General features: G+C 60.8%; 10 protein-coding genes. 1 reads left to right on the top strand and 9 read right to left on the bottom strand.

Features of this window, described 5'->3' with window-relative positions:
- Window positions 1-10: 10 nt before the first annotated feature.
- The 5 genes from ACA068_RS04895 to pmbA all read right to left on the bottom strand — a co-directional run bounded on the left by ACA068_RS04895 (window position 11) and on the right by pmbA (window position 4,439).
- Window positions 11-622 carry a superoxide dismutase gene (locus tag ACA068_RS04895; protein WP_497308051.1) on the bottom strand — a complete coding sequence of 204 codons (612 nt, stop codon included), beginning with the start codon at window positions 620-622 and terminating at the stop codon, window positions 11-13.
- Between the two features lies 1 nt (window position 623).
- Entirely contained in the window at window positions 624-1,052 is a 429-nt protein-coding gene (locus ACA068_RS04890; RefSeq protein ID WP_497308049.1) for a DUF2753 family protein, read from the bottom strand.
- A gap of 27 nt (window positions 1,053-1,079) precedes the next feature.
- A complete protein-coding gene (locus ACA068_RS04885) occupies window positions 1,080-2,456 on the bottom strand; it encodes a class II fumarate hydratase (RefSeq protein WP_497308047.1) in 1,377 nt (458 codons plus the stop codon).
- On the bottom strand, window positions 2,437-2,844 hold the full coding sequence (locus ACA068_RS04880) for a FagA protein (RefSeq protein WP_497308045.1): 408 nt from the start codon (window positions 2,842-2,844) through the stop codon (window positions 2,437-2,439). The genes ACA068_RS04885 and ACA068_RS04880 overlap by 20 nt, the downstream gene beginning before the upstream one ends.
- A 248-nt stretch (window positions 2,845-3,092) precedes the next feature.
- Window positions 3,093-4,439 carry a metalloprotease PmbA gene (gene pmbA, locus ACA068_RS04875; RefSeq protein ID WP_497308043.1) on the bottom strand — a complete coding sequence of 449 codons (1,347 nt, stop codon included), beginning with the start codon at window positions 4,437-4,439 and terminating at the stop codon, window positions 3,093-3,095.
- A gap of 108 nt (window positions 4,440-4,547) precedes the next feature.
- Here pmbA and yjgA point away from each other — a divergent pair, with 108 nt between their 5' ends.
- The gene (gene yjgA, locus ACA068_RS04870) at window positions 4,548-5,072 is read left to right on the top strand and encodes a ribosome biogenesis factor YjgA (RefSeq protein ID WP_054049927.1); all 525 of its coding nucleotides are present in this window, start codon (window positions 4,548-4,550) and stop codon (window positions 5,070-5,072) included.
- Between the two features lie 49 nt (window positions 5,073-5,121).
- Here the strand turns inward: yjgA and tldD are convergent, their stop codons facing one another.
- From tldD to rng, 4 genes are all read right to left on the bottom strand, one after another.
- Window positions 5,122-6,564, bottom strand: coding sequence for a metalloprotease TldD (tldD, locus tag ACA068_RS04865; RefSeq protein WP_497297416.1), 1,443 nt, complete (start codon window positions 6,562-6,564; stop codon window positions 5,122-5,124).
- A gap of 4 nt (window positions 6,565-6,568) precedes the next feature.
- Entirely contained in the window at window positions 6,569-7,429 is an 861-nt protein-coding gene (locus ACA068_RS04860; protein ID WP_497308041.1) for a carbon-nitrogen hydrolase family protein, read from the bottom strand.
- A 178-nt stretch (window positions 7,430-7,607) separates the two neighbouring features.
- Window positions 7,608-11,411 (bottom strand): YhdP family protein, encoded by a 3,804-nt coding sequence (locus ACA068_RS04855; RefSeq protein WP_497308039.1) that lies wholly within the window; start codon window positions 11,409-11,411, stop codon window positions 7,608-7,610.
- A 75-nt stretch (window positions 11,412-11,486) separates the two neighbouring features.
- Entirely contained in the window at window positions 11,487-12,944 is a 1,458-nt protein-coding gene (rng, locus tag ACA068_RS04850) for a ribonuclease G (protein WP_010463355.1), read from the bottom strand.
- Window positions 12,945-13,001 lie beyond the last annotated feature (57 nt).

Genomic DNA, 13,001 nt, shown 5'->3' with positions numbered 1-13,001 from the left:
TATAGAGGACTTAAACCAGCGCAGCCTGATAACGCGCAGCGACTTCAGGCCAATTGATCACGTTGTAGAACGCATTGATGTATTCCGGACGACGGTTCTGGTACTGCAGGTAATACGCGTGTTCCCAGACATCCAGGCCTAGGATTGGCGTATTGCCGTTAATCAATGGACTGTCCTGATTACCGCTGCTTTCAACGACTAGTGTCTTTTGCGGCGTCACACTGAGCCACGCCCAGCCGCTGCCGAAACGAGTCAGCGCGGCTTTGGTGAAGGCTTCCTTGAAACTGCTCAGGCCGCCCAGTTGCTCATCGATCGCCTCAGCCAAGGAGCCTTCAGGATTGCCGCCGCCGTTGGGCGCCATCACTTGCCAGAACAGCGAATGGTTGGCGTGGCCGCCGCCCTGATTGATCACCGCCGCCCGGAGTTTTTCCGGCAACTGCAGGACGCTGGCGACCAGTTTTTCCACCGGCCACTCGGCAAACTCGGTGCCTTCCACCGCAGCGTTGAGGTTGTTGATGTAAGTCTGGTGGTGCTTGGTGTAGTGGACTTCCATGGTCTGCGCATCGATGTGCGGTTCCAGGGCGTCGTAGGCGTAGGGCAAGGCAGGCAAGGTAAAAGCCATTTCAATGAACTCCATGATGTAGGGGCGCAGGCGAGGCGGCATCGATGTGCAGCAATCGATGCGTACGCGGGTATTCGCCGTGTTCGCTGATGAAATTCAGCAGCTCGACGTAGGTTTTGCTGCTCTGGCGCAACGCTGCTTCACGCAGGGCTGGCGCCAGTCGTGGGTCCTGCAAGGTCTGCAACAACCGCTGATGGATCGCGCACAGGTATTCGGCGCTCTCCTCTGGCTGGTTCAGACGCAAATGCAGGTCCGCCAGGTTGTGGTGGGAAATCACGCTGGCCGCCACCGCTTCGTCGGCATCCGCCCAGCGCTCGAACAACACCTGGGCCAAGGCAAGGGCCTGCAAGTAAGCCTCGCGGGCATCGACCAATTCGCCCAGCATGAAATGGCGATTGGCCCTTTCGATCGTGCGTTTCCAGTGCTCCATGGTGAGCCTCCAAAGCGGTAGCGGTGATTACACGCCGCCTGCGGTGAGCTTCTCTGGGTTGAGTAATTCTTCCAGTTGGCTGCGCGTCAGGTCGGTGTGCTCCAGGGCGACATCGATCACCGGGCGCCCTTGCTGATAGGCCTTCTTGGCGATTTCAGCGGCTTTTTGGTACCCAATGATCGGGTTGAGTGCGGTCACCAGAATCGGATTGCGTGATAGCGCTTCTTTGATTCGTGATTCGTTGACCTTGAAGCTGGCAATGGCCTTCTCACCCAGCAGATGACTGGAGTTGGCCAGCAGTTCGATGCTGCTCAGCAGGTTCTGGGCGATGATCGGCAGCATCACGTTCAGCTCGAAATTGCCCGACTGACCAGCGATGGTGATGACCGTGTCATTGCCGATCACTTGGGCGGCGACCATAGCGGTGGCTTCCGGGATCACCGGGTTGACCTTGCCGGGCATGATCGAAGAGCCCGGCTGCAAGGCTTCGAGTTCGATTTCGCCGAGGCCGGCCAGCGGGCCGGAGTTCATCCAGCGCAGGTCGTTGGCGATTTTCATCAACGAAACCGCTGTCGCTTTGAGCTGCCCGGAGACAGCCACCGCAGTGTCCTGGGAGCCGATCAGCGCAAACAGATCCTTGCCCGGCGTGAACTGAACATGGGTCAGCTCGCTCAGCTGTTGGCTGAAACGTGCTGCGAATTGCGGATGTGCATTGATCCCGGTACCGACCGCCGTGCCGCCCTGGGCCAGGGATTGCAGGCTCGGCAGCAGGTCCTGCAAATGACCGATGTTGGCCTTGAGCTGTTGCGCCCACCCATTGAGCACCTGGCTCATGCGCACCGGCATGGCGTCCATCAGGTGCGTGCGACCGGTTTTGACGTGGTGATGAACCTCTTCAGCCTTGCGTTCGATGACCTGCACCAGACGCACCAGCGCCGGCAGCAGTTGCTCATGCAACGCGAGTGCGGCGCTGACATGGATGGTGGTCGGGATGATGTCGTTGCTGCTTTGGCCGCAGTTCACGTGGTCGTTAGGGTTCACCGGCTCGCCGAGCAGGCGGCTCGCCAGGGTGGCAATCACTTCGTTGGCGTTCATGTTGGAACTGGTGCCGGAACCGGTCTGGAAGATGTCCACCGGGAAGTGCTGCATGAAGTCGCCCTTGAGCAGGCTCAGTGCCGCGTCAAAGATGGATTTGCCTTGGGATTCACTGATTTGCTTGAGCTCGACGTTGGCTTGGGCGGCGGCCGCCTTGGCCAGGATCAACGCACGGATGAACTGCACCGGCATCGGCTTGCCGCTGATCGGGAAGTTATCCACCGCACGCTGGGTCTGCGCGCCATAGAGCGCATCCACCGGGACTTGAAGCTCGCCCATGCTGTCGCGCTCAATACGAGTCTTGGTCATCTGTAAATCCTTGCACCAGTTCTATGAGAGGAATCGAGGGCTGCAACTCGCAGATCGAGAGTTGCCAGGTGTAGCTTTGCCAGCGCTTGAGGCGGCATTTGCACAGAGAGAGGCGTTCGAGTTCGCGCAGCGGGCGCCAGGCCTGATCCAGGCAGTAGGTCCGCCAGTGCCAGGGCAGCGCGACATCGGCGGCGGTGTCGAGCAACAAACGGAAGGACGTCTCGGCGATGGTCCAGGGAGAAGTGGCCGTGCAGCACGCCAGATACCGGCCTTCAGCCAGGTAATGTTCGATCAGGCGCGGCTCGTCGGGGTCCATCGCGCAACGGATCTGGCGACTCATCCAGCGCCAGCTTTCGAGGTAAGGTTGCTCGTGCAAGGCAGAACTCATAATCCGGGCTCGCTCGGTAATGAGATTTATTATTATATGATAATGAGAACCAAAACAACCCCGAGAGAACACACCGAAATCCATTCTGGGAGCGAGCCTGCTCGCGAAGGCGGCCGAATATTCAATATCCGTATCGTCTGACACTCCGCTATCGCGAGCAGGCTCGCTACCACAGGGGGCCGATGTATGGCGCATAAAAAAGGCGCGCCACCCAATGGGTGGCGCGCCTTTTTGTGTAGCGGCAAGCGTTAGCTGCCCGCGACGGTCATCCGCTCGATCAACACCGAACCGGTGCGAATGTTGCTGCGCAATTCCAGGTCATTACCGACGGCAACGATCTGCTTGAACATGTCGCGCATGTTGCCAGCGATGGTCACTTCCTGGACCGCGAACTGGATTTCGCCGTTCTCGACCCAGTAACCCGCCGCGCCCCGGGAATAATCACCGGTGACCATATTCAGCCCCTGGCCCATCAGCTCGGTGACCAGCAAGCCACGCCCCATGCGGCGCAGCAAGGCGGCCTGATCTTCATCACCATGGGTGACGAACAGGTTGTGCACGCCACCCGCGTTGGCGGTGCTCGGCATGCCCAACTTGCGACCGGAGTAAGTGCCGAGGATGTAGGACACCAACTCGCCTTTTTCGACGAACGGTTTCGCGTACGTCGCCAAGCCATCACCGTCGAACGCCGAACTGCCCATGGCGCGCATCAAGTGCGGACGCTCGTCGATGGTCAGCCATTCCGGGAACAGCTTCTGACCCAGCGTGCCTTCAAGGAACGACGATTTTCGATAGAGGCTGCCGCCGGAAATCGCCGAGAGGAAGCTGCCGAACAAGCCACCGGCCAGTTCCGCAGAAAACAGCACCGGCACTTCGCAGGTCGGCACCGGACGGGCACCCAACCGGCTCGCGGCCCGTTGCGCGGCACGTTGACCGATGCTCACCGGGTCGGCCAGCAAGTTGCCCTGACGGTTCACGTCGTACCAGTAATCGCGCTGCATCTGGCCATCGGCCTCGGCAATCATCACGCAGCTCAGGCTGTGACGGGTCGACGCATAGCCACCGATAAAACCGTGACTGTTGCCGTAAACACGGCAGCCTTGATGAGTGCTGAGGGTAGTGCCGTCGGCGTTCTTGATCCGGCTGTCGGTAGCAAATGCCGCGGCTTCACAGGTCAGCGCCTGCTCGATGGCTTGCTCCGGGGTGATGTCCCATTCATGGAACAGGTCGAAATCCTGCAGATCCCTGGCCATCAGCGCGGCATCTGCCAGGCCGGAAGCTTCGTCTTCGGAGGTGTGCTTGGCGATGGCCAACGCCGCCGCGACGGTTTCACGAATCGCTTCTGGGCCACTGGCCGAGGTGCTGGCCGAGCCTTTGCGCTGACCAACGTACAAGGTGATACCAAAGCCCTGGTCGCGGTTGAATTCGACGGTTTCGACTTCACGCTGGCGCACCGAGGTGGACAGGCCCTGTTCCAGGGATACAGCGACCTCACAGGCACTGGCCCCCTGACGCTTGGCTTCAGCGATGATCTGCTCGACTTGTTCTTGCAGTGCCGGCAACGCTTGTGGGCCGACGCTTTCAACTGCACTCATGCTGTTCTCCACTCAAATTCTGCTTTCGGCTGGGGCCTTCGAGCGACCGGGCCGGACAAGCGGCCCCCGACTGGTTATCATGGCGGCGTTTCTTTGCGGACGGCCACCATGGTTGATTCTTACGACGACTCCCTCGATACGGGAGAAAAAAGCAAATCCCAGGTTAAACGCGAGCTTCATGCTCTGGTTGACCTCGGCGAGCGCCTTACAACGCTCAAGCCTGACTTGCTGGCAAAACTGCCGTTGACCGACGCTATGCGCCGGGCACTGGCTGATGCGCCCAAGCACACCGCGAATATCGCGCGTAAACGGCACCTTATGTTCATCGGCAAACTGATGCGCGATCAGGACACTGACGCCATTCTCATGTTGCTCGATCAACTCGATGCCTCCACCCGGCAGTACAACGAACGTTTCCATGGCCTGGAACGCTGGCGCGATCGCTTGATCGCGGGCGACGATGCGGTCCTGGAGAAGTTCGTGCTCGACTACCCGGAGGCTGATCGTCAGCAGTTGCGCTCCCTGATCCGTCAGGCCCAGCACGAACTGGCGACCAACAAGCCACCGGCATCGAGCCGTAAAATCTTCAAGTACATCCGTGAGCTGGACGAGACTCAACGCGGTCTGCGTTAAATCTCGAATCGGGTGAGTCGCCAAGCGGCTCACCCGAAGCTCCATCCTTTTACGATCCTGTGCCACCCACAGTGATCGCATCGATTTTCAGCGTTGGCTGGCCGACACCCACCGGCACCGACTGCCCATCCTTGCCACACGTCCCCACCCCGCTGTCCAGCGCCAGATCGTTACCGACCATCGACACCTTGCTCATGGCTTCCGGGCCGTTGCCGATCAACGTCGCGCCTTTGACCGGGGCGGTGATTTTGCCGTCTTCGATCAGATACGCCTCGCTGGTGGAGAACACGAACTTGCCGCTGGTGATGTCCACCTGCCCGCCGCCGAGGTTAGCGCAATAGATGCCGCGCTTGACCGACTTGATGATTTCTTCCGGGTCGCTTTCGCCCGCCAGCATGTAGGTGTTGGTCATTCGTGGCATCGGCAAATGCGCGTAGGATTCACGGCGACCGTTACCGGTGCGGGCCACACCCATCAAGCGGGCGTTGAGTTTGTCCTGCATGTAGCCTTTGAGCACGCCGTTTTCGATCAGCGTGGTGCACTCGGTCGGGGTGCCTTCGTCGTCGACGCTCAGGGAACCGCGACGACCGGCCAGCGTGCCGTCATCGACGATGGTGCACAGCTTGGACGCAACCATCTCGCCCATGCGCCCGCTGTAGGCCGAGCTGCCCTTGCGGTTGAAATCACCTTCAAGACCGTGGCCGACCGCTTCGTGCAGCAGCACGCCGGACCAGCCCGAACCCAACACCACCGGCAACGTACCGGCCGGCGCAGGAATGGCTTCAAGGTTGACCAGCGCCTGACGCAGCGCTTCACGGGCGTAGCCCATGGCGCGGTCATCGCTGAGGAAATAACGGTAATCGGTACGACCGCCACCGCCATGCCCCCCGCGTTCGCGGCGGCCGTTTTGCTCGACGATCACGCTGACGTTGAAGCGCACCAGCGGCCGCACATCGGCGGCCAGGCTGCCGTCGGTCGAAGCGACAAGAATGCGCTCCCAGACCCCGGCCATGCTCACGGTGACTTGCTGGATACGCGGGTCAAGGGCGCGAGTTGCCACGTCGATACGCTTGAGCAGTTCGACTTTTTCCGCGCGGCTCATCACTTCCAACGGGTTGTCCGGCCCGTACAACTGGGCGACGTCCGCCGTGGTGAACGCCTGCACCGTGCCGTTCTGCCCGGCGCGGGAGATCGAACGCGCCGCACGGGCCGCTGCGCCGAGGGCTTCGAGGGTGATGGCATTGCTGTAAGCGAAACCGGTTTTTTCACCCGATTGCGCACGCACGCCCACACCTTGGTCGAGGTTGAAGCTGCCTTCCTTGACGATCCCGTCTTCCAGCGCCCAGGACTCGGAAATCTGCCCCTGGAAATACAGATCCGCGGCATCGATGCCCGGACCGGCCAGATCGCCGAGCACACCTTGCAGGCTCTCGATCGTTACGCCACCGGGCGCCAGGAGGTGTTCACTGACGGAGGACAACAACTCGCTCATATGTTTACGCCTTAAATTCGTCGTTCTGGGCAGGTCGCTGTGCGCCCTGCGAGAAAAAGCGCCGGTGACTGGACACCGGCATCCGCGCCCTGATGGACGCCTGTTCGCTGCTATCGCGTTCGGCCAGCAGCACGGCCTCGCCTTGATTCTGTTGTGCCAGCACCCGTCCCCAAGGGTCGACGATTGCGGCGTGCCCCCAGGTTTCTCGAGGTCCCGGATGCGTCCCACCCTGGGCGGCCGCGAGCACATAACATTGAGTCTCGATGGCCCGTGCGCGAATCAGCACATCCCAATGCGCCGCCCCGGTCACCGCGGTAAACGCCGACGGCGCGGTAATCAATTGCGCGCCCGCAGCTCGCAACTCGCTGTATAGCTCCGGGAAGCGCAGGTCGTAACACACCGTCAGACCGACCCGGCCGACGGGCGTGTCCGCCACCACGACCCCACTGCCATAAGCATAGTCATCGGATTCGCGATAACGCCCGCGGTTGTCCGCCACGTCCACGTCGAACAGGTGCAGCTTGTCGTAGCGCGCCACCGTTTCGCCCTGATCATTGACCAGCAACGAGCAGGCATGCGCCTTGGACGTCGGATGGTCCAGCGGCGGCAACGGCAAGGTGCCGGCCACTATCCATAACTTGAGGTCGCGGGCGGTCTGTTTCAACCACGGCAGGATCGGACCTTCGCCCAGCGCCTCGGCGCGACCGATGTCGGCAATGTCGCGACGGCCCATGGCGGCGAAGTTTTCCGGCAGCACCGCCAACTGCGCGCCGCCTGCTGCCGCTTCTTCAAGCAGATACCGGGCCCGGGTCAGGTTGGCCAGCACATCGCTCTGGCTGACCATTTGAATCACCGCAAAAGACATGGCCTTTTCCTTATCGGGAATCAACACAACCCTGTAGGAGCGAGGCTTGCTCGCGAAGGCATCTTGCCTGACACACCGCGGTGCGTCGATTCGCGGGCAAGCCTCGCTCCTACAAAGGTCAGGGGCGAAGCATCAGAACCGAGGACCATGCTACTCCATAGATCTGGAGAGTGGCTTTTCAAAAAGGCTTGTCGAAGGTGATTTTCGGCTCTTTCCATGGGCCTTTGACGGTGTATTTGACGCTGGCGAAACGTGCCACGCGGTCACCGATCAGCTTGTCGATCAGGAACAGCGCGCCGCCGATGGCCGGTGCGCCGACAATCAATGCGGCAATCGGCAGGTTGTTGGTCACCGGCAAAGTCACCAGCAGTTTCGCGTCAACCTGGTCGGCCACCAGGTTCAGGGTACCGTTCAGTTCGATGTTGCTCGACGGGCCGGTCAGCAAGATCGGTTCCTTCGTTACATAAACCCCGTTGGTCGCGGCCAGCAGACCTTTGACCCGGTCATAACTCAAACCTTTGCCGAACAGGTCGGAGAAGTCCAGGCGCAGACGACGGCCGATGGAGTTGAAGTTGAGCAGGCCGAAGACTCGCAGGGCCTGGGCGCTGCCCTCGACCTCAACGAACTGGCCTTTATTCAACGAGGCATCGAGGGTGCCAGAGAAACGTTTGGTGGCCAGCCACGCCGGAGAACCGGGCCAGCGACCGTCGACATCCATGTGAAACTCTTCACTGGTGACGCTCGGCGCAAAGCCCCAGCCTTTCAGCACGTCAGCGAGGTTCTTGCCGCTGATCCGCCCTTTGTACCAACTGCTGGAGCTGCCGGGTATGCCCTCCCAGCCGCCACTGCCCTGCAGCAGAACGCCCTTGAGGCCCATATCCAGAGTATTGAGCGCGATGCCCTTGGCGGTCGGACGGACTTTCAGGTACCAGGCGCCGACGAGGTCCTGCCCCTGGAACAGCTGATTGATGGTGATATCCAGTGCCGGGATCTTGGTCGGGTCCACCGAGGCCAGTGGATCCGGTGAGTTTTCGTCGGCAAGGACCGTCGGGTCTGGCGCCGGCAACCGCACGGTTTGCAGATTGATCGCAATCGGCGCGCCTCTCGCATCGGGGATGCTCGCGCTGCCCTTGACCTGCTGACTGTCGAGTAGCAAGGCCCACGCGGCCGGTTTGCGGTTCAACTGCACCGACGCCTGATCGAGCGTAGTGCCGATACCGCTGAGCTTGCCAACCTTGAAGTCCGCACTGCTGAGCAGCTGCTTGGCACTGCCGCCCGGATCCTGACCGGCGTACTTGTCCGCCAGATCTTTCCACGGTCCGACATCCAGCTCCGACAGCACGCCACGCACTCGCAACCCTTTGGCGCCCGGCAGCACGGCACTGCCGCCGCCCAGGAACAACTCGCCACGACCGTCGGCAAAATTGCCGGGCGGCGCCGCAAACGTGAAGTCTGCCAGCTCGCCATAGTTGACCCAGTAGCGCCGTTCCGGCCCCTGAAGGGTCATGCGGAACGTGGTGTCGCGGCCAGCATCGGCGGACATGCCGAACGGCGCCGGCAAATCGACCGCCACGCCTTTGAGACTGGAATTGACCGACAGTTGGCTGTCAGGGCCGTCGAGGCTCAGTTGCAGTTGATACGGGATCAGACCGGACACCGGCAATGGCTGGGTGACGCTCAACCAGTCAGTGAGCTTCTTGACCTCTACATGTCCGGAGGCGGCGACTCGGGTCTTGAGGTTGCCCGCATTGCCATCGGCAAAAATCTGCGCGGTGACCGGTTTATCGAAGGCGCGCGCGGTGATGTTCTGTCCGCTCAAGCCCTTGGCGCTGTCGAAACGGAAATCACCCTTGAGCTGTGTCAGCTCCAGGGAAGGCTCGGCCAGCTTCAAACGCGCCTTGGCGGTCTTGAAGTCGACGAGAATCTTTGGCTGCTCGCCTTTGACCAACGGAATATCCAGCTTCAGCTTGCCCTGCAGATCGCCCTCACCTTCCCAACCTGCGAAGGTGTCTGCGGTGCCGATCGGCGCTTCCTGAAGAATCTTCAGGCCGTCGCCCAATCCGCCGGAAAACCCACCGTCGAGGAACAGGTGAACGCTTTGACCTTCCGGTGCATGGGGAATATTGACGTAAATGTCGCGAACCTGAGTGTCGAGCAACTGGCCTTTGCTGGCCAGGATCCGCACGCCACTGTCTTCAACAAACACATCGCCCGTTACCTTGCTGACATGTGGCCAACCCGGCTGGAAGGACAGTTCGGCATCGTGCACCTTGAAAAACAGGCTGATGCTGCGCGCCGTCTCGGCGGCGCCATGGTTCAGCGAGCCCTGATACTGGAAAAAGCCCTGGTCCACCGCGCCTTTGAGAATCGCCGTGCGCAGCCATTCGTCCAGCGCCGGGCTGAGCATGGTCGGCAGGTACTTGGCGGTGTAGCGACCGTCGCCGTCCACCAGGCCGACCCGCAGGTCCATGTAGTCTTCCTGGGTGTGGTCGAAATGCAGGCGGATCAGGAAGTCACCGGCAATTTTGCCCTCCTCCCCCAGCACCTTCAGGTACGGCGCGATCAGGGTGAAGCTTTCTTTGTCGAGCTTCCAGGTCAGCCGGGCGTTGGCCTGAATGTATTGCCATGGCTTGGCGAAAATCGGGTCCAGGTGCAGGACAAAGTCTTTGCTGTCCATCCGCAATTCACCCTGACCGAGGTCACCGCTGATGCTGCCGCTGACATTTCGCGCTGCCGGAGCGCCGTGATACGCGTCGAAGCCGACCTGATCGAGGTTGGCGGCAAAGCTGAACTTACTGTCGTCGGTGGCATTGGGCCGCAGGTCGATCAGCACATTGCGCAGCCCACCGGTCACCTTGAGTCGTTCGATCGCCGTGGCAACGCCTTCGGGCAGAGGCCCCAAGGCGTTAATCAGCGGCGTGAGCGGGGTGAGATCGAGGCGGTCGGCTTGCAAATGCCAGAGTTCTTCAGCCTTGTCGGTGGCGGCGCTCTGTCGAAGTTGCAGATGCGATTCCCAGCGGGTCTCGCCGAAGTTCATGGCCAGAGAGTCCAGGGTCACCAGCATGCCTTCGGTGCTGCGCTGGAAATAACCGTTGAGCGCCAGATTGTTGATCTGGATCGGCTTGCGTTCGGCATAGGCGCCCTTGAGTTGCGGCGCGTTCAAGCGAATGGCGCCGCTTTGCAACGTGCCCTTTCCCCAGTTCACCCAGAGCTCGCCACCGGCCTTGAGCTCGGAGAAGTTCCATTGCCGGGTCAGACGCTCGGGCAGCCATTTCGACCAGTCACTTTGCGGCAGGCTCAGGTAGGCCTCGGCCTCCCCGTCCTTCCACTGGCTGGCGCGAATACGCGTGTGCACACTCATGGCCACCGGTTGGCCGTCTGGCAGGTTTAGACGGACATCGAGGCGCTGGCGGTAGACGCCGGTTTTCAGATTCAGGCCAACGTAGGTCAGGGTCAGCGGCGGGTGGTTCAGTGGCTGCAAGGTCACCTGGCTGTCGATCACCGACAGCTGCTGGACCATTTGCATGCGGTTGAGCAACTGCTCCGGATCAAGCGGCTGGTCCTGTTGCACCGGCAACCCTTCCAGCGCCCAACGACCATCCGCGCCTTCCTTGAGGCTGATCTTCAGGCCGTTGAGTTCCAGGTGGGCAATGCGAACTTCGCGAGCCAACAGGCTTTCCCAAAGGTCCGGCACCGCTCGCACCTGATCCAGGTGCAGGGCGTTGGCGCCCTCGCCGACCGTCACGTCGTGCGCCAGCAAAATCGGCGCGAAACCGCTCCAGTTACCTTCCAGCTTGCCAATTTGCAGCGGCATGCCCAAGGCGGCGCTGGCTTTGGTTTCGACGTCGGCACGGTATTCGGCCACCAGAGGCGTCAGCTCCCGGCCGAGGCTGACGTATAACGCCATCAATACCAGGACCAACGCGCACAGGCCAAGACCCCAGCGGGTCAGTGCGGCCAAAATGCGTGTCAGACGTTCCATGTCAGTTGGCTCCCATGGCAAAAATACTGCAAAAAGCTGAGGCCAGCCGTTCTAGTAAGGTAGAAACACAGCGATTCAGAGCAGCACCACGTCGTATTGTTCCTGGGAATACATGGTTTCCACCTGGAACCGAATGGTGCGTCCGATAAATCCTTCCAGCTCGGCGACATTGCCCGACTCCTCGTCGAGCAAACGGTCGACGACTTTCTGGTTCGCCAATACACGATAGCCTTCCGCTTGATAGGCGCGCGCCTCGCGGAGGATTTCGCGGAAAATTTCGTAGCAGACCGTTTCCGGCGTCTTTAGCTTGCCGCGGCCCTGACAGCTGCTGCACGGTTCGCACAACACTTGTTCGAGGCTTTCGCGGGTGCGCTTGCGCGTCATCTGCACCAGGCCCAACTCGGTAATACCGATGATGTTGGTCTTGGCATGGTCGCGTTCCAGCTGCTTCTCGAGGGTACGAAGCACCTGGCGCTGGTGCTCTTCGTCTTCCATGTCGATGAAGTCGATGATGATGATTCCGCCCAGATTGCGCAGACGCAGCTGGCGGGCGATGGCGGTCGCGGCTTCGAGGTTGGTCTTGAAGATGGTTTCTTCGAGGTTGCGATGGCCGACGAACGCCCCGGTGTTGACGTCGATGGTGCTCATGGCTTCGGCCGGATCGACCACCAGATAACCGCCGGACTTGAGCGGCACTTTGCGCTCGAGGGCTTTCTGGATTTCGTCTTCGACGCCGTACAGGTCGAAAATCGGCCGCTCGCCGGGGTAATGCTCAAGACGATCGGCAATTTCAGGCATCAGTTCGGCGACGAACTGTGTGGTTTTCTGAAAGGTTTCCCGAGAGTCGATGCGGATCTTTTCGATCTTCGGGCTGACCAGGTCACGCAAGGTACGCAACGCCAGGCCTAGGTCTTCGTAGATCACACTCGGCGCACCGATGGTTTTGATCTGCTCGTTGATCTGATCCCAGAGACGGCGCAGGTAGCGGATGTCCATGAGGATTTCATCGGCGCCGGCCCCTTCGGCGGCGGTACGCAGGATGAAACCGCCCGCCTCCTTGATGCCTTCTTTGGCCACGCAATCGGTGACGACTTGCTTGAGGCGTTCACGCTCGGCTTCGTCTTCGATCTTCAGCGAAATGCCGACGTGGGCCGTGCGGGGCATGTACACCAGATAGCGCGACGGAATCGACAGCTGAGTGGTCAGGCGTGCGCCTTTGGAGCCGATCGGGTCCTTGGTGACCTGAACGACCAGACTCTGGCCTTCGTGAACCAGCGCGCTGATGCTCTCCACCGCCGGGCCTTCGCGCAGGGATATTTCCGAGGCGTGAATGAACGCGGCGCGGTCCAGACCGATATCGACGAAGGCGGCTTGCATGCCCGGCAATACCCGCACGACCTTGCCTTTATAGATGTTGCCGACGATCCCGCGCTTTTGCGTGCGCTCGACGTGGACCTCTTGCAGGACACCGTTTTCGACCACCGCCACGCGCGATTCCATCGGCGTGATGTTGATCAGGATCTCTTCACTCATGGCAGGGTCTCGTTCAGGCATGTTCACGATAATGGCCGCATCTTGTCAGTACGACGC

The organism is Pseudomonas sp. LBUM1660 (assembly GCF_059695935.1).
Note: the sequence above shows the minus strand (reverse complement) of the source record. Positions and strands in the feature narration are given on the sequence as shown.